At 66.1% G+C, this 21598-nt stretch carries 18 protein-coding genes; 1 reads left to right on the plus strand and 17 read right to left on the minus strand.

Features of this window, described 5'->3' with window-relative positions; genetic code table 11:
- Nucleotides 1-59: 59 nt before the first annotated feature.
- Complete coding sequence (locus ACEF39_RS06405; protein ID WP_100464249.1) at nt 60-1367, minus strand: polyhydroxyalkanoate depolymerase; 1308 nt, start codon at nt 1365-1367, stop codon at nt 60-62.
- 86 nt (nt 1368-1453) lie between these two features.
- Complete coding sequence (locus ACEF39_RS06410; protein WP_482995259.1) at nt 1454-2050, minus strand: class I SAM-dependent DNA methyltransferase; 597 nt, start codon at nt 2048-2050, stop codon at nt 1454-1456.
- A 148-nt stretch (nt 2051-2198) separates the two neighbouring features.
- On the opposite strand from ACEF39_RS06410, the gene ACEF39_RS06415 reads away from it, so the two are divergent.
- Nucleotides 2199-2654: a CopD family protein gene (locus ACEF39_RS06415; RefSeq protein WP_500287983.1), complete on the plus strand. Its 456-nt coding sequence runs from the start codon at nt 2199-2201 to the stop codon at nt 2652-2654.
- Nucleotides 2655-2978: 324 nt separating this feature from the next.
- Here the strand turns inward: ACEF39_RS06415 and ACEF39_RS06420 are convergent, their stop codons facing one another.
- The 15 genes from ACEF39_RS06420 to pyrH all read right to left on the minus strand — a co-directional run bounded on the left by ACEF39_RS06420 (nt 2979) and on the right by pyrH (nt 21529).
- Nucleotides 2979-3938: an acetyl-CoA carboxylase carboxyltransferase subunit alpha gene (locus ACEF39_RS06420; protein WP_165376684.1), complete on the minus strand. Its 960-nt coding sequence runs from the start codon at nt 3936-3938 to the stop codon at nt 2979-2981.
- A gap of 129 nt (nt 3939-4067) precedes the next feature.
- Complete coding sequence (locus ACEF39_RS06425) at nt 4068-4934, minus strand: hypothetical protein (protein WP_500287362.1); 867 nt, start codon at nt 4932-4934, stop codon at nt 4068-4070.
- A gap of 59 nt (nt 4935-4993) precedes the next feature.
- Nucleotides 4994-8575: a DNA polymerase III subunit alpha gene (dnaE, locus tag ACEF39_RS06430; protein ID WP_500287363.1), complete on the minus strand. Its 3582-nt coding sequence runs from the start codon at nt 8573-8575 to the stop codon at nt 4994-4996.
- A 278-nt stretch (nt 8576-8853) separates the two neighbouring features.
- Nucleotides 8854-9525, minus strand: coding sequence for a ribonuclease HII (gene rnhB, locus ACEF39_RS06435; protein ID WP_500287364.1), 672 nt, complete (start codon nt 9523-9525; stop codon nt 8854-8856).
- The gene (gene lpxB / locus ACEF39_RS06440; protein ID WP_500287984.1) at nt 9522-10724 is read right to left on the minus strand and encodes a lipid-A-disaccharide synthase; all 1203 of its coding nucleotides are present in this window, start codon (nt 10722-10724) and stop codon (nt 9522-9524) included. Before lpxB ends, rnhB begins: the two co-directional genes overlap by 4 nt.
- 53 nt (nt 10725-10777) lie before the next feature.
- On the minus strand, nt 10778-11569 hold the full coding sequence (gene lpxA / locus ACEF39_RS06445; RefSeq protein WP_500287365.1) for an acyl-ACP--UDP-N-acetylglucosamine O-acyltransferase: 792 nt from the start codon (nt 11567-11569) through the stop codon (nt 10778-10780).
- 19 nt (nt 11570-11588) lie between these two features.
- The gene (gene fabZ / locus ACEF39_RS06450; RefSeq protein ID WP_500287366.1) at nt 11589-12044 is read right to left on the minus strand and encodes a 3-hydroxyacyl-ACP dehydratase FabZ; all 456 of its coding nucleotides are present in this window, start codon (nt 12042-12044) and stop codon (nt 11589-11591) included.
- Nucleotides 12041-13063, minus strand: coding sequence for a UDP-3-O-(3-hydroxymyristoyl)glucosamine N-acyltransferase (lpxD, locus tag ACEF39_RS06455; protein ID WP_093817747.1), 1023 nt, complete (start codon nt 13061-13063; stop codon nt 12041-12043). The genes fabZ and lpxD overlap by 4 nt, the downstream gene beginning before the upstream one ends.
- 434 nt (nt 13064-13497) lie before the next feature.
- Nucleotides 13498-15861 carry an outer membrane protein assembly factor BamA gene (gene bamA / locus ACEF39_RS06460; RefSeq protein WP_500287367.1) on the minus strand — a complete coding sequence of 788 codons (2364 nt, stop codon included), beginning with the start codon at nt 15859-15861 and terminating at the stop codon, nt 13498-13500.
- A 74-nt stretch (nt 15862-15935) separates the two neighbouring features.
- Entirely contained in the window at nt 15936-17294 is a 1359-nt protein-coding gene (rseP, locus tag ACEF39_RS06465) for an RIP metalloprotease RseP (RefSeq protein ID WP_500287368.1), read from the minus strand.
- Nucleotides 17295-17349: 55 nt separating this feature from the next.
- Nucleotides 17350-18540 carry a 1-deoxy-D-xylulose-5-phosphate reductoisomerase gene (locus tag ACEF39_RS06470; protein ID WP_500287369.1) on the minus strand — a complete coding sequence of 397 codons (1191 nt, stop codon included), beginning with the start codon at nt 18538-18540 and terminating at the stop codon, nt 17350-17352.
- 2 nt (nt 18541-18542) lie between these two features.
- Entirely contained in the window at nt 18543-19379 is an 837-nt protein-coding gene (locus tag ACEF39_RS06475; RefSeq protein WP_049465362.1) for a phosphatidate cytidylyltransferase, read from the minus strand.
- Nucleotides 19376-20143: a polyprenyl diphosphate synthase gene (gene uppS, locus ACEF39_RS06480; protein ID WP_500287370.1), complete on the minus strand. Its 768-nt coding sequence runs from the start codon at nt 20141-20143 to the stop codon at nt 19376-19378. The genes ACEF39_RS06475 and uppS overlap by 4 nt, the downstream gene beginning before the upstream one ends.
- A gap of 5 nt (nt 20144-20148) precedes the next feature.
- Nucleotides 20149-20703 (minus strand): ribosome recycling factor, encoded by a 555-nt coding sequence (gene frr / locus ACEF39_RS06485; protein WP_099821430.1) that lies wholly within the window; start codon nt 20701-20703, stop codon nt 20149-20151.
- 97 nt (nt 20704-20800) lie between these two features.
- Entirely contained in the window at nt 20801-21529 is a 729-nt protein-coding gene (pyrH, locus tag ACEF39_RS06490; RefSeq protein WP_025877663.1) for a UMP kinase, read from the minus strand.
- Nucleotides 21530-21598 lie beyond the last annotated feature (69 nt).

A 21598-nucleotide genomic window follows, 5' to 3' on the forward strand; every position in this document is an offset into this window, starting at 1 on the left:
TCGCGCTGGGGTCAGAGCCCTTTCCGTGGGAAAGGGATCCGACCCCGGTTCCAGCGGGGTTACCCCGCCTTGCGGCGCAGCGGGGTGACGTTGCTCTTCTTCTTCGTGGCCTTCGCTGCCGGTGCTTCGGCATGCGCGGCGAAGAAGTCACGCACCTTCGGGTAGACCACTTCGCGCCAGCGGCGGCCGCTGAAGATGCCGTAGTGGCCCGCGCCTTCGACGATGAAATGCTCGCGGCGGTCAGCAGCAATGCCGGTGCACAGCGACTGCGCCGCTTCGGTCTGGCCGAGGCCGGCGATATCGTCCAGCTCGCCTTCGATGCTCAGCAGTGCGGTATCGCGGATCGCCGACGGATCGACCTTCTCGCCGTTGACCACCCATTCGCCACGCGGCAGCAGGAAGTCCTGGAACACCACGGAAATGGTGTCCAGATAGTACTTGGCCGGCATGTCCAGCACGGCGTTGTACTCGTCGTAGAAATTGCGATGCGCGTCGGCATCCTCCAGGTCGCCCTTCACCAGGTCGGTGTAGAAATCCCAGTGCGAACTGAAGTGGCGGCTCGGGTTCATCGACAGAAAGCCTGCGTGCTGCAGGAAGCCGGGATACACGCGGCGACCGGCACCGGGATAGCTGGCCGGCACGGTGTGGATGACATTGTTCTCGAACCACGACAGCGGGTTCTGCGTGGCCAGATTGTTGACCGCGGTCGGGCTGCAGCGCGCATCGATCGGGCCGCCCATCATCACCAGCGTGCGCGGCGTCGGTTCACCGCGGCTGGCCATCAATGAAACTGCGGCCAGCACCGGTACGGTCGGCTGGCAGACACTGACCACGTGCAGGCGCTCGACGCCGAGATGGCGGATGAACTCCTGGATGTAGGCGATGTAGTCGTCCAGCCCGAACTCGCCTTCGCTGCCGGGCACCATGCGCGCGTCGACCCAGTCGGTCACATACACGCGGTGGTCACGCAGCAGCGTGCGCACGGTGTCGCGCAGCAGCGTGGCGTGATGGCCCGACAACGGCGCCACCACCAGCACGAACGGCTGGTTGAGCATGGTGTGCAGCTGGTCGGCTTCATTGCTGTGGCGCTTGAAGCGCAGCAGCTTGCAGAACGGCTTGCTGAGTTCCTCGTGCACCACGATCGGCACGCGCTCGCCCTCGACTTCGATTTCGTTGATGCCCCATTCGGGCTTCTCGTAATCCTTGCCGATGCGATGGAACAGCTCATTGACCGCCGCCAGGCGATCAGCGCCGGGCATCTGCGACCACCAGTGTCCCTGGTTGGCGAAGAACTTGGCGTTGGCCTGGGCCTGGTGCACCCAGGGGGCGAGCAGGTTGCGGGTCAGTTCGTGCAGTTGATAGAGCATGCCGACCGAATATGTATGGTCTTATGTTGCCGCGCAGCATAGCGCATCCGACTGTCCCGGACGTTAAGCAGACTCACTGGCCCTATTCAGCGGGCCGCTTGCTCCAGCGCGGCTGCTTCACCGGCCAGTGCTGGCCCCAGCCAGAGGTGGGACCCGACTGCCTGCAGGCCTTGGCGCGTCAGCTCGCGCCGGTACCAGCGGGCCGGACGCGACTGGAAGCCGTCATGGTCGCCCTCGAATTCATCTTCGGCAGCGAAGGTTTCCAGGAACGCCACCCCTGCGGTCAGCTCGGCGACACCGGCCAGGCCCGCGCGCAGTTCGCGGTTGGGCACGTAGTGCATCACGTCCGAACAGACCAGCAGATCGACCGGGGCGCAGGGTCGCAGCCAGGCGAAATCGCCAAAGCTGGCCAGGTGCAGGTTGCGGGTCCGGCCGTAGCGGCGCACAGCGTACTCGCTGCTGTCGAAACCGAGGTAGTCGACCTTCGGACGCAGTTTCAGCAGCGGCGCGCGCCAGGCGCCTTCGCCGCAGCCGATGTCCAGCACGCTGCGGATCGGTCGTTCCAGGTAGTACTCGGCCGTCGCTACGGCGAGGGCGACCTTGCGCGCCAGGCGCGCGCTGCCACCGATGTCGGCGCGGCGGTACCAGCGCTGGAAGTAGGCGGCGTCGTAGGTCTTGTCCATGGCGTTCGGCTGCGGTCGTGAAATCGGCGCCTATCGTACGGCGTTGCAGCACACCATGCGTCGATGTGTCGCGGCGGTTGCGCATGCGGTGGCCTCATCACGACATGCGAGAATGGCGGACATCCACGCCAGCCGCCGGAGCGAGCGCATGCAGAGCTACTACTGGGTCAAGACCTTCCACATCGTGTTCGTGGTGGCGTGGATGGCCACGGTGTTCTACCTGCCGCGCATCCTGGTGAACCTGTCCGAGACGGCGGGGCAGCCGGCGGTGGTCGAGCGCCTGCAGCTGATGGGCATGCGCCTGTACCGCTTCGGCCATTCGATGTTCGGCCTGGCATTCGTGCTCGGCCTGGTGCTGTGGCTGGGTTACAAGGTGATTCCGGATTTCCCGACCATGGTCGCCCAGGACGGGGCGGGCTGGCTGCATGCCAAGCTGGGCCTGGTGGTGGTGCTGCTGGCGTACTTCATCTGGATCGGACGCCTGCTCAAGGGTGTGGCCAAGGGCAGGGCGCTGCCGTCCTCGCGCGCGCTGCGCTGGATCAACGAGATCCCGCTGCTGGCCTTCATCCCGATCGTCTGGCTGGTGCTGGCCAAGCCGTTCTGAGATCCCGCGCGTTCGAACATGTCACTTTCTTGCTCGTGCAAGAAAGTAACCAAAGAACACGCCGCCGAACGCTCGCCGGCGCTGCGCGCCGGTTCCCTGCGCTTCTCGGTGAATCAGGGGACGACGCCGAACTCGCTGCGCTCAAACATCGGCGCCTCTTCGCCCCTGATTCCCCTGCGATGCTCGGCTCGCTCATGGCGGACCCGAACGTCAAAAGCCGCAGCTGCACCCGGTAGATCCACGCGATGCGTGGATGCCGTCAGGGCGCAAACAAAAGAGCCGGGCGTCTGCCCGGCTCTTTGCGTATCCGACGTCAGGAAGCGATCACGCAGCTTCGTAGGTGCCGTAGCTGCGCAGGCGCTTGTAGCGCTGGTCCAGCAGCTCCTGGGTGGACAGCGAATCCAGCGCTTCCAGCTCGTTCAGCAGCACGGCCTTCAGCCGCTTGGCCATCTGCGTCGGGTTGCGGTGGGCGCCGCCGGTCGGCTCGCGCACGACCTTGTCGACCAGGCCCAGGCCCTTCAGGCGCGGCGCGGTCAGGCCGAGCTGCTCGGCGGCGTCCTTGGCCTTGCCGGCGTCCTTCCACAGGATCGAGGCGCAGCCTTCCGGGGTGATGGTCGAGTACACCGCGTATTCCAGCATCACGGTGCGGTCGCCCACGCCCAGCGCCAGTGCGCCGCCGGAGCCGCCTTCACCGATCACGGTGCAGATGATCGGCACCTTCAGCTCGGCCATCTCGATCAGGTTGCGCGCGATCGCTTCGGACTGGCCGCGCGACTCGGCATCGATGCCCGGCCAGGCGCCGGCGGTATCGATCAGGGTCAGCACCGGCAGGCCGAAACGCTCGGCCATCTTCATCAGGCGCAGCGCCTTGCGGTAGCCTTCGGGCTTGGGCATGCCGAAGTTGCGCTTGATCTTTTCCTTGGTATCGCGGCCCTTCTGGTGGCCGATGACCATCACCGAGCGGCCATTGATGCGGGCCAGGCCGCCCATGATCGCCTTGTCGTCAGCGAAGGCACGGTCGCCGGCCAGTTCCTGGAACTCATCGCAGATGATGCGGATGTAGTCGGCGGTGTACGGGCGCGACGGATGGCGGGCCAGTTGCAGCACCTGCCACGAGGTCAGGTTGCGGAAGATCTGCGCGGTACGCACGCGCAGCTTGTCCTGCAGCGCGTGCACTTCGGCCTCGACATTGACCGCCGGCCCGGCACTGGCGTTGCGCAGTTCCTGGATCTTGGCTTCCAGGTCGGCGATGGGTTGCTCGAAGTCGAGGTAGTTCGGATTCATCGGAAGCCGTCGTGTAAAGAAGAGGGGAATTCTAGCCGAATGCGCAGGAACGGCCCGTACGCCTTCGTCTGGAAACCGACGGTAGCGCAGTGGGGGCGGGCGGCGCCAGTCAGGCCGCCGGTCGCCGGTTCAGGGCAGGACCAGCGCGCTGCGGGCCATCAGCGTGCTGCGCTGGGTCACAAAGTCGTTGTAGGCCTTGTTGGCCGCGACTGGCAGCTTCGCGCCCAGCGATGCGGTGGCAAGGGTGAAGGCTATCTGTGCCTGCGTGTCCTGCTTGCGCAGGGCCTTCTGCTCGCTGGCGGTGGTGGCCTTCAGCCAGCGTGCGTAGACATCGCGCAGGGGGCCGGCATGGGCTTCGAACACGGGATCCAGCGTCGGCAACGCCGCCGGTGCAGTGTCCAGGGTGAAGACGGGGGCGACATAGCCGGCGGGCTGCTCGCGCTTGTAGGCACCGGGCTCGCCCATGCCAGCCTCGACATAGGTGATGAACGCCGGCGCGGTGAAGATCTTGGTGCTGATCCTGCCGCCGGTCGAATCGACATGGGCAACCAGCTGTTCCTCGGGGAACGCTTCATGCACGCCGAAGTTCCAGGTCTTCTCGATGAACAGGCCATGCTGCTTTTCGAACGGCCCCTTGAATTCGACGCCTCCCAGTTCGATGCCCGGGCCGCTGACGCCGAAGTTCTTCAGCTTGTTGTCGTCGGTCACATAGATCTCGCGCGCGGTTACGTACTCGCTGAGGCTTGGGTTGATCAGGCCGCCATGACCGCCGGCGTAAACGATGAAGCGCACCTCACCCAGGCGTTCGGTGTGCAGGCGATGTTCGCCGGCCGCCAGACTGACCGGGCGCGACGCATGTGCGGCTACCGGCAGGTCCTTGCCATCGATGCTGATGGCAAGGGGCGTATCGGTCGGGTTGTCGATCTCGAAATCGACTTTGGAAGAGCAGCCGGCCAGCGCGAGCGCGGCCACCATCGACAGCAACAGATTCTTCATTGCGGACAATCGTCCTTGACGTATGCGGCGGGAAAGCGGAAACGGGGGTTCGGCCAGCCTCAGCTGGCCCATGGCGGGCTGTAGCGCACCTTCAGCGTGCGTACTGCCGGTTCGGCGCGAAGCGCCTCCATCAACCGGGAATCGACGCGCACCGCGCTCTGCCCGGAAACATCGAGCATGCCGGCGATGCCGCCGCCATCGGGGCCCTTCAGCAGCAGGTCCAGGCGCAGCGGCGTGCGGCCGGGGCGATGACGGTCGAGCAGGGCATCGATGCGCTCCCACACCGGCCGCTGCTGGCGCAGGTCCAGCCGCAGCGACAGGCGCGTGGCGTAGTTCGCACAGACCTCGTCGAAGTCCCAGCACTGGCGGATGCGCAAGGCGAAGCCACCATTGAATTCGTCTTCGCGCAGGCCGCCCTTGACCACCAGGATGCGGTCCTTGGTCATCAGGTGGCCGAACTCGGCCATGGCATCGGAGAACGCGCTGCATTCGACGCGGCCACGGCCATCTTCCAGCTGGATGAAGATCTGGCTCTCGCCCTTGCGGCGCACGCCGACCACCTGGCCGGCAAGCACGGTCTGCACTTCCGGACGCCAGCGCTTCTCGCCGCCACCACTGTTGCTGTTGGCGCTCCAGATCTTTTCCACCGAGCCGAGGTCGGTACCGACCAGATCGCGCACGTCATCGCGCCAGGGGTCGAACGGGTGGCCACTGAGGTAGAAGCCCAGCGTGTCGCGCTCGCCGTTGAGGCGCTGCAGCAACGGCCATTCGTCGGTTTCCTGCAGCTCCAGGTGGATGGCCTGTACGCCTGGCTCGGGGCCGCCGAACAGCGAGTTCTGGCCGGACGCACGCTCGCGCGCCATCTGTTCGGTGGCCTTGATCACTTCCGGCAGCTGCAGCATCAGCGAGGCACGGTTGTGGCCCAGCTCATCCAGCGCACCGCAGTTGATCATGGCTTCCAGCGTGCGTCGGTTGAGCTTGGCCGAACCGATGCGGGTGCAGAAGTCGAGCAGGTCGGTGTAGTCGCCGCCGCGAAGGCGCTCCTCCACCACCGCTTCGCAGGCACCCTGGCCGACGCCCTTGATCGCCCCCAGGCCGTACTGGATCGTGTCCGGCGTGGCTGCTTCAAACATGAAGGCGGACTGGTTCACCTTCGGCGGCAGCACGGTCAGGCCGAGGTTGCGTACCTCGTCCAGGAAGCCGACCACCTTTTCGGTGTTGTCCATGTCCGAAGACAGCGTCGCTGCCATGAACTCGGCCGGGTAATGGCGCTTGAGCCAGGCCGTCTGGTAGCTGACCAGGGCGTAGGCAGCGGCATGCGACTTGTTGAAGCCGTAGCCGGCGAACTTCTCCATCAGGTCGAAGATCGCATCGGCCTTGGCTTCGCCGACGCCGTCCTTGGCCGCACCTTCGCGGAAGATCTCGCGGTGCTTGGCCATTTCCGCCGGCACCTTCTTGCCCATCGCACGGCGCAGCAGATCGGCGCCGCCCAGCGAGTAGCCACCGACGATCTGCGCCATCTGCATCACCTGCTCCTGGTACACCATGATGCCGTAGGTGTCACGCAGGATGCGCTCGGTGCGCGGATCGGGATACTCGACGTCTTCGCGCCCGTGCTTACGGTCGACGAAGGAGGGAATCAGGTCCATCGGGCCGGGGCGGTACAACGACACCAGCGCGATCAGGTCTTCGAAACGGTCGGGCTTGGCGTCCTTCAGCAGGCGGCGCATGCCCGAGGATTCGAACTGGAACACCGCGCCGGTATTGCCCGAGGCGAAGATGTCCTTGTAGGTGGGCGCATCGTCCAGCGGCAGCTGGGTGATGTCCACCGGCGGAACGCCGGCGCGCTCGTGGCGCTTGTTGATCGCCTTCACCGCCCAGTCGATGATCGTCAGCGTGCGCAGGCCGAGGAAGTCGAACTTCACCAGGCCGACTTCTTCAACGTCGTTCTTGTCGAACTGGGTGACCGGATTCTTGCCGCGGCCATCTTCATCGTGTTCGGCGAACAGCGGGCAGAACTCGGCCAGCGGTTCGGGCGCGATCACCACGCCGCCGGCGTGCTTGCCGGCGTTGCGGGTGAGGTCTTCCAGCTGCCGCGCAAGGTCGATCAGATCGCGGACATCGTCCTCGCTCTGGTAGCGCTGGATCAGCTCGGGCGAGGCCATCTCGCTGTCCTTGCCCTCACCCATCGCGTCCTTCAGCGAGATGCCGAGGATGTTCGGGATCAGCTTGGCGACGCCGTCGACCAGGCCATAGGGGAAGCCGAGCACGCGGCCGGAGTCGCGCACCACCGCCTTGGCCGCCATGGTGCCGTAGGTGATGATCTGGCTGACCCGCTCGCGGCCGTACTTGCGCGCGACGTAGTCGATGACTTCGTCGCGACGGTCCATGCAGAAGTCGATGTCGAAGTCGGGCATCGACACGCGTTCGGGGTTGAGGAAGCGCTCGAACAGCAGGTTGTACGGCAGCGGGTCCAGATCGGTGATCTGCAGCGCCCACGCCACCAGTGAGCCGGCACCGGAACCACGGCCCGGACCGATCGGGATGCCCTGCGCTTTACCCCACTGGATGAAGTCGGCCACGATCAGGAAGTAGCCGGGGAAGCCCATCTTGATGATGGTGTCCAGCTCGAACTCGAGGCGGTCGCTGTAATCCTGCGCGGTCATGCCGGGCGCGATGGGATTCTTTTCCAGGCGCGCGGCCAGGCCCTTGCGCGATTCGCTGCGGATCCAGCTGTCCAGCGTCTCCTCGTCGGGCACCGGATAGTCGGGCAGGAAGTAGGTGCCCAGGCGCATCTCGATGTTGCAGCGTTCGGCCAGCGCCAACGTGTTGTCGATCGCATCGGGGATGTCGGCAAACAGCGCGCACATCTCCTCGGCCGACTTCAGGTATTGCTGGTCGCTGTACTCGCGTGGGCGCTTGGGGTCATCCAGCACGCGGCCGGTGGAGATGCACACGCGTGCTTCGTGCGCGCTGAAATCGGACGACGACAGGAAGCGGACGTCGTTGCTGGCGATCACCGGCAACCCGCGCTGGCCGGCGGCCATCAGCGCGAACTGGTTGAAGCTTTCTTCGCCGTCGCGACCTGTGCGGGTCAGCTCCAGGTGCAGGCCGTCGCCGAACACGCGCTGCCAGTCTGCGAGCTGCTGTTCGGCCAGGTCATGCTTGCCATCCAGCGCCAGCCGCCCGGCCAGGCTGTCACGGCCGGCCAGGGCGAACAGGCTGGCGTTGCCGGCCTTCAGCCAGTCCGGATGCACGGCCACGCCGCCCTCGGGGCGATGGCCTTCCATCCATGCCCGGGTCAGCAGCCGCGACAGGCTCAGATAGCCTTCGCGGTCGCGGCACAGCAGGGTCATCCGCCACGGGTCCTGGCCTTCCTCGGCGATCATCACGTCGGCGCCGGCGATGGGCTTGATGCCCACGCCTTCGGCGGCCTTGTAGAACTTGACCAGGGCGAACAGGTTGTTGAGGTCGGTCACCGCCAGCGCAGGCAGGCCGAGCTCGACCGAGCGCGACAGCAGGTTGGCCTGCTTGGCCTTCTTCGGGTCAGCCTGGTCCGGCTTGGCCGGCACGCGGATGGTCGAGTCCGCCAGCGAGAACTCGGTGTGGACGTGGAGATGTACGAAGCGGGAGTTGGACATGCCGGACCAGGTTGGAGCGCGCAGGCCCCGGGTGCAGACGCGGGAATCGTCGCCGGGGTCGGGAAGCGCTGGAGTGCCCGGTCAGGGTAGCGAGGGCAGGGGGTTGCGACAAGGACTTGACGGTGCGCGATATCGCATTCGCGCTATCGCTTCCCACGGTTCGCAGGCGAACCGCGGGCCCCTTCTCAGCATGCTTCCAGACCCCCGCGCCCTTGGCGCGTCCCCCTGACTCAGGGGGACTGTTCCCCCAGACGGATTGCAGCGGCCGTTCAGGCGATTCAGGCAATCGCGATGTCGATGGCCGACGTCGGCGGCGCCTCCAGGCACTCGCGCACCGGGGCGAAGCTGCGCCGGTGCTCCGCGCACGGGCCGTGTTCACGCAGGGCGGCCAGATGCGCCGGGGTGCCGTAGCCCTTGTGCTGGTCGAAGCCGTACTGCGGGTGGCGAGCGTGCAGGTCCAGCATGTAGCGGTCACGCGAGACCTTGGCCAGGATCGAGGCCGCCATGATCGCGCGGTCGATGCCATCGCCGCCGACCAGCGCCTGCGCCGGCAGCACCAGCCCCTTGGGCACCACGTTGCCATCGATGCGGGCGAAGCCGGCCACGTGGGCCACCGCCGCGACGACATCGCGCATGCCCTGCAGCGTGGCTTGATAGATGTTCAGGCGATCAATGGCTTCCACGTCCACCAGCACCACGTGCCAGGCCAGGGCGCGGTCGAGGATGCGATCGTGCAGCTGCTCGCGGCGGGCCGCGGTCAGCTGCTTGGAATCATCCAGGCCGTTCAGTCGTGGCCGCTGCGGATCGAACACCACCGCTGCCACCGCCACTGGCCCAGCCAGCGGCCCCCGACCCGCTTCGTCGACACCGGCGATGCGGTGGCCGGGGTCGATCACCGCGGCGCCATCGAACAGGGCCAGACTGGCCGCCGCGGCGTGGCGGCGGCTCATGCTTTTTCCTGGCCGCAGACCAGCAGTTCGCCGACAGCATCGGCTGCGCGCGCCGATGCGTTGCGACGCAGGCGTTCATGCAGGCGCGTGTAGGTTCCCTGCAGGTCGGCGATCCGTTGCGGGTGGTCGAACCACTGCTGGACGGCCGCAGCCAGTTTTTCCGGCGTGCAGTCGTGCTGCATCAGTTCTGGCGCCAGATCCTGCCCGGCAAGGATGTTGGGCAGGGCGAAGCGGTCGACCTTGATCAACCCCAGCGCCTTCACCAGGCGGTACGTCAGTTCGTTGACCCGGTAGCCGACCACCATCGGCCGCTTCACCAGCATCGCTTCCAGGGTCGCGGTGCCAGAGGCCAGCACCACCACGTCGGCGGCGATCATCGCGTTGCGCGCCTGGCCGTCCAGTACATGCGAATAGGCCACCGGCAGTGCCGAGCGTGACAGCTGTTCTTCGATCAGGCGCCGGCAGGCCGCATTGGCCGCAGGGACCACCACGTGCAGGCCGGGAATGCGCTCGGACACCTGCCATGCGGCCTCGAAGAAGGCTTCGCCGAGCTTGGATATCTCACCCAGGCGGCTGCCGGGAAGCACGGCCAGCACCTTGGCCGAGGCGGGCAGTCCGAGCTCGATCCGGGCCGCTTCACGGTCGACATGCAGCGGGATGTCATCGGCCATCGGATGGCCGACAAAGCGCGCATCGATACCGTGCTTGGCGTAGATCGGTGGCTCCATCGGAAACAGGCACAGCACCAGGTCGGCGCTGCTACCGATCTTCTCGGCACGCTTTTCGCGCCATGCCCATACCGAAGGGCTGACGTAGTGCACGGTGCGTACGCCACGCTGTTTCAACCAGCGTTCGATGCCCAGATTGAAGTCGGGAGCATCGATGCCGATGAACACATCCGGCTGCCACTCCAGCGCACGCTGGCGGAACGCCGAACGCAGCTTGAGCAGGCGCGGCAGATGGCGCAGCACTTCGGTCAGGCCCATCACCGCCAGTTCGCTGGCATCGTGCCAGGTCTGGCAACCGGCGCTGCGCATCGCATCGCCGCCGATGCCGGCGAATTCGGCATGCGGGAAGCGGGCCTTCAGTTCGCGTATCAGGCCCGCACCGAGCAGGTCGCCGGAGGCTTCACCGGCGACCAGTGCGATCCGCAACGGGCGGTCGCTCAGCACCCGATGGGCAGGCACGCTGCCGGCCATCGAGGCCAGCGAAATCACGTCGGCGCCGGCCGGCGCCTGGCCGGTCGCGCTGCTCATCGCAGCAGGTGCCTCTCGGCGTGTTCGATGAAGTCCAGCATCGACTTGACGTCGTCGCTGTCACGCGCCTGCTCGGCCAGCTGTGCCTTGGCTTCGGCCAGCGGCAGGCCCGCCACGTACAGCGTGCGGTAGGCGCGTTTGATGGCGGTGATGCGCTCGGGGTCGAAGCCGCGGCGCTTCAGGCCCTCGCTGTTGATGCCGCGCGGGCGGCCCAGCGAGTCGGTGCCGACCATGGTGAACGGCGGGACGTCGCCATTGGTCAGCGCGCCCATGCCGAGGAAGGCATGCGCACCGATGCGGCAGAACTGATGGGCGCCGGCAAAGCCGCTGATGATCACGTAGTCACCCACAGTCACGTGGCCGGCCAGCGTGGTGTTGTTGGAAAACACGCAGAAGTTGCCGACGTGGCAATCGTGGGCCACGTGCGTGTAGGCCAGCATCCAGTTGTCATCGCCGATGGTGGTGATGCCACCGCCGCCGCCGGTGCCACGGTTGAGGGTGACGAACTCGCGGAACACGTTGCGGTCGCCGATCACCAGTTCGGTGCGCTCACCGGCGAACTTCTTGTCCTGCGGTTCGCCGCCGACCGCGACATGGCCGATGAAACGGTTGTCGCGGCCGATCCGGGTCGGGCCGTGCACGCTGCAGTGCGGACCGACCTCGGTGCCGGCACCGATCTCGACGTCCGGCCCGATGATCGTGAACGCGCCCACGCGGACATCGTCGGCCAGGCGCGCCGACGGATCGATCACGGCAGTAGGGTGGATCAGGGGGGCGTTGTCGCTCATCTCGGTCCTCCAGCCAGGGTCATTCGCGGGTGCCGGCGCACAGCACCTCGGCGCAGGCGACGACTTCGCCGTCGACCTTGGCCACACAGTCATACACGGCCATGTTGCGGATCACGCGCTTGATCTCCACGTGCATCTCCAGCACGTCACCCGGCACCACCTGCTTGGTGAAGCGGGCCTTGTCGACCTTGACCATGTAGAACAGCTTGGACTGCGCATCGCGGCCCAGCGTCAACTGGGTCAGCACGCCACCGGCCTGGGCCATGGCTTCGATGATCAGCACGCCGGGCATGATCGGCTGGCCCGGGAAGTGGCCCTGGAAGAACGGCTCGTTGATGCTGACGTTCTTGGTCGCGACGATCGTGCGCTTTTCGTAGTCGATCGCTACGACCTTGTCCACCAGCAGGAACGGGTAGCGGTGCGGAAGCAGTGTCTGGATCTGCGCCATGTCCGGCAGGGTCTGGGGCTGGCTCATTCTTTCTCCTTGCTCACAGACAGGATGCGACGGGCCAGTGCATCGAGCTGCTTGAAGCGCGCGGCGTTTTTGCGCCACGTGCGGTTGTCGGTCAGGGGCGTGCCGGAGGAGTACTCGCCCGGCTCGGTGATGGAGTTGCGGACCACCGATTTGCCGGTGATCACGACCTTGTCGCAGATTTCGAGATGACCGACGACGCCAACTGCGCCGCCGAGCAGGCAGTAACGGCCGATCTTGGCGCTGCCGGCAATGCCGGTGCAGCCTGCGATGGCCGAGTGGGCGCCGATCTGTACGTTGTGTGCGATCTGCACCAGGTTGTCCAGGCGGACGTCCTCGGCCAGCACGGTGTCTTCCAGCGCGCCACGGTCAACACAGGTATTGGCGCCGATCTCGCAGTCGTCGCCGATGCGCACGCCGCCAAGCTGCGGCACCTTGATCCATTTGCCAGCGTCCATTGCCAGGCCGAAGCCATCGGCGCCCAGCACGGCGCCGGGATGGATGCGCACGCGCTTGCCCAGCTTGACGCGGGTGACCAGGGTGACGCGGGCGATCAGCTCGCAGCCGCTGTCGAGGGTGCAGTCTTCGCCGATGATGCTGCCGGCGCCGATGATGCAGTTCTCGCCGATGACGCTGCGTGCGCCGATGGTGACGAACGGGCCGACGTGGGCGCTGGCGGCGACCTGCGCCTGCGGATCGATCACCGCGCTGGGGTGGATGCCGGGCGGGCGGGTCGGGGCGATGTCGAACAGCGCGCCGATCTTGGCAAAGGTGGTGTAGGGATCCTTGGCAACCAGCGCGGTGCCGGGAGCTGCGTCGGCATCCTCGGCGCGCAGGACCACGATGCCGGCCTGGCTGTCGGCCAGCTGGGCGCGGTAGCGCGGGTTGGCGAGGAAGGTCAGCTGGCCGGCACCGGCATGGGCGAGGGTGGCCACGCCATGGATGGCGGTGCTCGGGTCGCCATGGACCTGCAGGCCGAACTGATCGGCGAGTTGCTGGGCGGTGTAGGTAGGAGTATTCACGGCGGGAGTTTAACGTGTGACGCCATTGCGGTCATGCGGGGCGGTTCTGCTGCCAACGGCGGGGCCCCTCGCGGCTGGCAGAGTCAGGCCGGTGGGCTGGGTCGGACGGGTGGGGCCCGCGAGGGACGGCGCAAGTACGTCCATGTAGCCTTGGTCGCCGCATCCATGCGGCTCACACCCTCGCAGGCCCCACCCGTCCGCCCTCCGACGGCGTGGCGCGAGTGCCAGCCACGGAAAAACAGGAAAGATCAAGAGCGGAGCGCTCCCTTCCGCCAACCCGTCTAAACGAAAACGCCGGGCAATGCCCGGCGATCCGATACCCGTCTGGTGGAGAGCCCCCCTTCTGTCAAGGGGGGCGCGCCAGCGGCGCGGGGGATAGGTGAAATGCGCGGGCAATTCACCGGAGGTGGATCAGTTCTGAGAAACGTCGTTCCTCAGAACTGGCCACCGAAGGTGAATTGCAGACGCTCGACCTCGTCGCCGTCCTTCTTCTTCAGCGGGAACGCGTAGCTGATCGAGATCGGGCCGACCGGGGCGCGCCACAGCAGGGCCACACCGGTGGACACGCGCAGCTCGTTGGCCTTGAAATTGTCGGTGCCGTTGTAGACGTTGCCGAAGTCGACGAAGGCCGATACGCGGGCCGACGGGCTGTCGAACAGGCGCGGGAAGTAGGCTTCGACCGAACCGACGGTCTTCAGCGAGCCACCCAGCGGCTGGCCGTTCGGGTAACCGCTGGTGACTTCACGCGGGCCGAGGGTGTTGTCCTCGAAACCACGCACCGAGTTGGTACCACCGGCGTAGAAGTTCTCGTAGAACGGCAGGCCCGAGGCGGTGACGGTGCGGGTGGTGCCGTCGCCGTTGTCGATCACGCGGGTCTTGTCGTTGCCGTAGGCATCACCGTAGCCGATTTCGGCGCGGGTGTTGATCACCAGCGAGGGGATGATCGGCCAGTACTTGCTGATCTGGTAGTTCAGCTTGTAGTACTCGATGGTCGAACCCGGCAGCGTGGTTTCCAGGCCCACGCGCTGGTAGGTACCGCGGGTCGGCATGAAGTAGTCGTTGCGGGAGTCGCGCGCCCAGCCCAGCTCCGTGCGCCATGCATGGAAGGTACGGCTGCCGACGGCATCGATGTAGTCGATGATCGATTTCGGAGTCGAGCCCGCATACGTGGTGATCTGGTTGCTGTCGATGCCGAACATCAGCGAGACGGTGTCGGTCTCGGTGATCGGCACGCCGAACACCACCTGCGCCGAACCATTGGTGCTGTTGTACTGCGCGGTGTTGAAGTCGGAGTAGTCCAGTTCGCGCCAGGACAGGTTGTAGCCCAGCGAGACGCCGTCATCGGTGAAGTACGGGTTGGTGTAGCTGAAGCCGTAGCGCTGCAGGTAGCTGCTGCGCGAGGCTTCGACCGACACGCGGTTGCCGCCGCCCAGGAAGTTGTTCTGCGACAGCTGCACCGAGGTGGTCATGCCGTAGGACTGCGAATAGCCCAGGCCGAACACGAAGCTGCCCGAGGTGGTTTCCTTGACGTTGTAGACGACGTCGACCTGGTCGTTGCTGCCACTGACGGCCGGGGTTTCCACTTCGACACCTTCGAAGTAGCCCAGGCGCTGCAGGCGGATCTTGGAACGGTCGATCGCGGCCTGCGAGTACCAGCTGTTCTCGAACTGGCGCATTTCGCGGCGCATCACCTCGTCGGAGGTGCGGGTGTTGCCCTTGAAGATGATGCGGCGGACGGTCACGCGCGGGCCGGGCACGACCTGCATGTTGACCGCCACGGTCTGCTCGGCGCGGTTGGTGGTCGGAATCGGGTTCACCTTGGCGAAGGCGTAACCGATGTTGGACAGCGAGTTGGTGATCGAGTCGGAGCTGAATTCCAGCAGCGCACGCGAGAACGTGTCGCCGGACTTCTGCACGACCATGCGCTCGACGTCTTCCTGCGGCAGGATCGTATCGCCGCTGACCTTGATCTCGGAGATCTTGTACTGGTCGCCTTCGGTCACGCCGGCGGTGATGAACATGTCGCGCTTGTCGGGGCTGATCGACACCTGCGTCGAGTCGATGCTGAAGTCGACATAGCCGCGGTCCAGGTACCAGGAGTTGAGCTTTTCCAGGTCGCCGGACAGCTTTTCCTTGGAGTACTGGTCGTCACGGCGGTACCACGACGCCCAGTTGTGCTCCTTGGACTCCCAGTATTCCAGGATGTCCTTGCTGTCGTACTTCTCGGTGCCGACGATGTTGACGTGGCGGATCTTGGCCGCCTTGCCTTCCTTGATCGCGATGGCGATGTCGACACGGTTGCGGTCCAGCGGGCTCACCGTCGGGGTGATGTCGACGGTGTATTTGCCACGATCGTTGTACTGCCGGCGAAGTTCCTGGGTCACGCGATCCAGGCTCAGGCGATCGAAGGTGCCGCCTTCGGTCAGGCCGATGTCGGACAGGCCCTTGAGCAGCTGGTCGGACTTGATGTCCTTGTTGCCGGTGACGGTCAGCTTGTTGATCGCCGGGCGTTCCTTGACGGTCACCACCAGGATGCTGCCCTGGCGATCCAGCTGCACGTCTTCGAAGAAGCCGGTCTTGTACAGGGCGCGGATGGTCTCGCCGACCTTGCTGTCTGTGACCGTCTCGCCACGCTCGACCGGCAGGTAGGTGAACACCGTACCGGAGCTGATGCGCTGCAGGCCGTCGACGCGGATGTCGCTGACAGTGAAGGGCTCGGCTGCCTGGGCCAGGGCGGGAGCGCCGGTGACGGCGGCGAGGGCGAGGGCCAGCAGGCGGCGATTGGGGAGTCGCGTCATGTCACGTCCGGTAGGAAGGTCGATTTCATTGGTAAGGGATGCCGACGCTGTAGACGGCAAAAACATGGAAAAGTTCATCGCGGGACCAAGCCGAGGATGTCGTTGTAGAACGCCAATCCCATCAGCCCGGCCAGCAACGCCAGGCCGATGTATTGGCCGGCGGCGACGGCACGCTCGCTCAGCGGGCTGCCCTTGACCAACTCGATAAGGTAATACAGCAGGTGGCCGCCGTCCAAGATGGGGATCGGCAGCAGGTTGATGATGCACAGGCTCAGCGACAGCAGCGCGAGGAACTGGATGAACCAATCCACGCCACGTTTGGCCGAAATATTGGCGACCCGGGCAATGGTGACCGGGCCGGAAACGTTCTGCAGCGAGGCTTTGCCGGTGACGATCCGGCCCATCATGGCCAGTGAATCGGCGGCCATCCTGCCGGTTTCACGCACCGCCACCGTCACCGACTGCAGCGGGCCGAACTTGAGCAGGGTGTCATAGGCGGGGCTGTAGCTCTGGGCAAAGCCGGCGCCGATCTGCCAGGTGGGCTGGCCCTTGCCGTCCTTGCCCTGGCGCGGGGTGATCTCCAGCGCCAGGCGCTCGCCACCACGCAGCACTTCGACCATCGCCGGGCCGCCGCGGCGGCCGAGGCTGCCCACTTCGCTGATGGCCTGCTCGACGCTGTCGATGCGCTGGCCGTCGATCGCCACGATCAGATCGCCGGGTTGCAGGCGACCCTCCGCAGCCGAACCCTTCACGATGTTGTCCACCAGTGGCGGCTGCAGCCACGCACGCCAGTACACGCCAGCCAGGATCGGAACCCGGCGTTCATCAAAACCGGCCGGCAGCTGCGACAGCGGCAGGGTGCGCGAGCGCAGTTGGTCTGCGGGGTCGAGAACCTGCAGGGTCACGTCGCGACGGTCCATCGCCGCCGCAGTAAGGGCCATGCTGGCCTCGCCCAGTGTGATCACATCGCGGCCGTCCACGCGCAGCAGGCGGTCACCACTGCCGAGCCCCGCCGTGGCGGCCATGCCGGTAGCGCGGCCCACGGTGGCGGAATAGTCCTGCTTGCCGATCACGAACATCGCCCACAGCAGCAGGATGCACAGCAGCAGGTTGGCGATCGGGCCGGCGGCGACAATGGCGATGCGCTGCCACACGGTCTTGTGGTTGAAGGCCTGGCCGCGCTCGTGCGGATGGACCTCGACTTCGCGTTCGTCGAGGAATTTCACATAGCCGCCCAGCGGGATGGCGGCGATGGCGAACTCGGTGCCATGGCGGTCACGGCGCGACCACAGCGGGCGGCCGAAGCCGACCGAGAAGCGCAGCACCTTGACCCCGCACAGGCGTCCCACCCAGTAATGCCCGAACTCGTGGAAGGTGACCAGCAGCCCAAGGCTCACGATCATCCACCAGACCGATCCGATGAAGTCAGTCATGCAGGTTCACATTGGCGGACACGGGCGGCGGCGTCATTCGGGATGGGTGCGCTGTTCAGGTGGCGTCGATGGCGTTCAGGGTCAGCTGGCGGGCCCGCTGGTCGGCGGACAACAGAACCTCAAGTGTATCGGCTGGCTCGGTCGGCAGTGTTGAAAGAGCGTTAGCAACCAGCGTCGGAATGGTCAGGAAGCCTATGCGGCCCTGAAGAAACGCTGAAACAGCCTCTTCGTTGGCGGCGTTCAGCACGGCCGGGGCGGTACCACCGGCGCGCATCGCCTGCCATGCCAAGGCCAGGCAGGGGAAGGCGTCGGTATCGGGGGCCTCGAAATCCAGCCGGCCCTGGGTCAGCAGATCCAGCCCGGACACCCCCGATTCGATCCGCTGCGGCCAGCCCAGGCCCACGGCCAGGGTGGTGCGCATGTCCGGCAGGCCCATCTGCGCCAGCGTGGAACCGTCAACGAACTCCACCAGCGAATGCACCAGGCTCTGCGGGTGCACCAGCACCTCAATGCGCTCGCCGGGAATGCCGAACAGATGGTGGGCCTCGATCACTTCCAGGCCCTTGTTCATCAACGTCGCCGAATCGACCGAGATCTTCGGCCCCATCGACCACTTCGGATGCGCCACGGCCTGGGCCGGGGTGACCTGCTGCAGTTCGGCGCGGCTGCGCCCACGGAATGGTCCACCCGAGGCGGTCAGCAGGATGCGGCGCACGCCGGCACCGTCGAGGCTGGCATCACGTGAACGCAGGCACTGGAAGATCGCACTGTGCTCGCTGTCGATCGGAATGATCTCGGCGCCGGCACGTTCGGCGGTACGGGTCAGCAGTTCGCCGGCCAGTACCAGCGATTCCTTGTTGGCCAGCAGGATGCGCTTGCCGGCCGCAGCGGCGGCCAGGGTCGAGGACAGGCCGGCGGCGCCGACGATCGCGGCAACCACGGTGTCGCAGGCGTCGCTGGCCGCCAGCTGGTCCAGCGCGGCATGGCCGGCGTGGGCCTGGGTGGCCAGGCCGGCATCGCGCAGGCCATCACGCAGTTCGGCGTACAGGGTTTCATCGGCGATCACCGCATGCGCGGGCCGGTGCTGCCGGCACAGGGCCAGCAGCGCCTGTACCTGGCGGCCGGCAGCGAGCACGGTGGCCTGGTAACGCAGTGGGTGGCGGGCGATCACGTCAAGCGTGGAGGCACCAATCGAGCCGGTGGCGCCGAACACGGCGACCCGGCGCAGGTCTGCAGCAGCATCCATGGTCAGAACCCGAAGATTTCCTTGCCCAGTGCGAACACCGGAATGGCCGCCAGCACACCGTCGACGCGGTCGAGCACGCCGCCGTGGCCGGGGATCAGGTGGCCTGAATCCTTGGCGCCAGCATGGCGCTTGATCAGGCTTTCGAACAGGTCGCCCAGTACCGAGGCGAATACGGCCACCACCGAGGTGATCAGCAGACCAGGCAGGTGCGCGGCATCGATACCGGCCAGCCAGCCCAGGCCGACAGCCACCGCAACGCCGGCGATCAGCCCACCGACCAGGCCTTCCCACGTCTTGTTCGGGCTGATCCGCGGTGCCAGCTTGTGCTTGCCGAAGTGGCGGCCAGCAAAATAGGCGCCCGAATCAGCGGCCCAGACCAGTGCAAGCGCGGCCAGCAGCCACAGGTGGCCCTGATGGCCCGGCGGGTCGCCGCCGGCATGGATCAGTACCAGCGCCGCCCACGCCGGCACGATCGCCAGGGTGCCGGCCAGCAGCTTGAGGATGCGCGCCGGGCTGCCGGGCTGCGCGCCGAAGTTGAAGAAGCGCAGCCACACCAGCGCGCCCAGCCACCAGGCAACGCCCACCAGGGTCGCGATCTGGAACAACACCAGGGTGCCGGCATCGGCCCACACCAGCAGCACCATCAGCACCAGGTTGAGGACCAGCAGCACGGTGCGGGCGAGGGTGTCTTCGACATCGGCCAGTTTCAGCCATTCCCACAGGCCGATCAGCAGCACGGCAGCGGCGGCGGCGGCCAGCCATTGCGTGGGCAGCAACAGGATCGCAGCAATGGCGACCGGCGCCATGATCAGCGCGGCGAGGACTCGGGTCTTGGTCATGGGCTGGACGTCTCGGTGGCCAGGGCGGCGATCTGGGCGCTGGTCAGGCCGAAGCGGCGCTCACGGCTGGCATAGGCATCCAGCGCCAGCTGCAGCTGCGCGGCGTCGAAATCCGGCCACAGCGCCTCGGTGAACCACAGCTCGGTATACGCCAGCTGCCACAACAGGAAATTGCTGATGCGGGTATCGCCGCCGGTGCGGATGAACAGGTCCGGTGGCGGCAGGTCGGCCAGAGCCACCTGTCGCCCCAGCAGGGATTCGTCGATCTGCTCGGGAAGCAGGCGGCCGGCGGCCACTTCAACGGCCAGTGCGCGTGCGGCACGGGCGATGTCCTGACGGCCACCATAGCTGGCGGCGATCGACAGGGTCAGGGCACTGTTGTCGGCGGTGCGCTGTTCGGCCAGCTGCATGCGGCTGACCAGGGCGGCGCCGAAGCGCTCGCGTTCGCCGATGAAGCGCACGCGCACGCCGCGCCGATGCAGCTCGTCCACTTCGCGATCGAGCGCGCCGAGGAACAGCTTCATCAACGCATCGACTTCTTCCTGCGGCCGGCCCCAGTTCTCGCTGGAGAACGCGAACAGGGTCAGCGCGGGAATGCCGAGTTCCAGGCAGCGCTCGATGGTACGGTTGACCGCGCGCGCACCGGCCCGATGGCCGATCACGCGGGGGCGACGGCGCTGCTGTGCCCAACGCCCGTTGCCATCCATGATGATGGCGACGTGGCGCGGCAGGGCGGCCGGCAGGGGAGGCGGGACTGAAGGCATCGACTTCAGACCGACATCAGTTCCTTTTCCTTGTCGGCGACGACCTTGTCGATATCCTTGATGTTGGCGTCGGTCAACTTCTGGATATCGTCTTCGCCGCGCTTCTTCTCGTCTTCGCTGATGACCTTGTCCTTCAGCAGCTTGGCGACTTCCTTGTTCGCATCCTGGCGGATGTTGCGCACGGCGATCTTGGCGCCTTCGCCTTCCTTCTGTACCTGCTTGGCCAGTTCCTTGCGACGCTCTTCGGTCGGCGGCGGCAGGTTGACGCGGATCGAGGTGCCGATGGTGTTCGGGGTCAGCTCGATGTTGTACAGGCCCTTCTCGATCTCCTTGATCATGCTCTTGTCGAAGGGCGTGACCAGCAGGGAGTGGGCGTCGGGGTTGGAAATGGACGCAACCTGATTCAGCGGCGTGCTGGCGTTGCCGTAAGCATTGACCGTGACGCGGTCCAGCAGGGCCGGCGTTGCGCGGCCGGTGCGGATCGAGGTGAGGGTGTGCTTAAGAGCGTCGATGCTCTTGGCCATGCGCGTCTGCGCGTTGTTCTTGATGTCGTTGAGCATCGCCAGGGTCCTGGATGTAACTGGAATCGGGCGATTATAGGCGAATACGGGACGCCGCCGGGCCTGAATCGGCCCGGAGGTCGCCTTGCGCTCAGCCTCAGGCCGGGTCGCGGCCCTGGACGAGGGTGCCGATGTTCTCGCCGTGCAGGATCTTCAGCAGTTCGCCCGGCTGGCCCATGTCGAACACGCGCATCGGCAGGTCGCTGTCGCGGGCCAGGGCGAAGGCGGCGGTATCCATTACTTCCAGGCCACGACGGATCACTTCGTCGTAGCTCAGGCTGTCGAAACGGACGGCGTCGCTGTACTTGTTCGGATCCTTGTCGTACACGCCATCGACCTTGGTTGCCTTCAGCAGCAGGTCGGCGCCGATCTCGATGGCGCGCAGGGCCGCGCCCGAGTCGGTGGTGAAGAACGGGCTGCCGACGCCAGCGGCGAAGATCACCAGGCGACCCTTTTCCAGATGGCGGATGGCGCGGCGGCGGATGTAGTCCTCGCACACGTCGTTGATCTTGATCGCGCTCATCACGCGGGCCTTGGCGCCCACTTTTTCCAGCGCATCCTGCATGGCCAGCGCGTTGATGACCGTGGCCAGCATGCCCATCTGGTCGCCGGTGACCCGGTCCATGCCGCCAGCGGCCAGGCCTGCGCCGCGGAAGATGTTGCCACCACCGATGACCAATGCGACTTCGGCGCCGGCCTGCTGGGCCTCGACGACTTCACGGGCCAGGCGATTGATGATCTTGGGGTCGATGCCGTAGTCCTCATCTCCCATCAGCGCCTCCCCGGAAAGTTTCAACAGGATGCGGCGATAGGCGAGCTTGGACATAGGGACCTCGGGTGCGTGGAAATCGCGGGCGATTCTACGCGCAAGCGGCGCGCGGCCAAAGCGTTTTGT

The sequence above is a fragment of the Stenotrophomonas indicatrix genome, from assembly GCA_041545745.1.
Taxonomy (GTDB): domain Bacteria; phylum Pseudomonadota; class Gammaproteobacteria; order Xanthomonadales; family Xanthomonadaceae; genus Stenotrophomonas; species Stenotrophomonas indicatrix_A.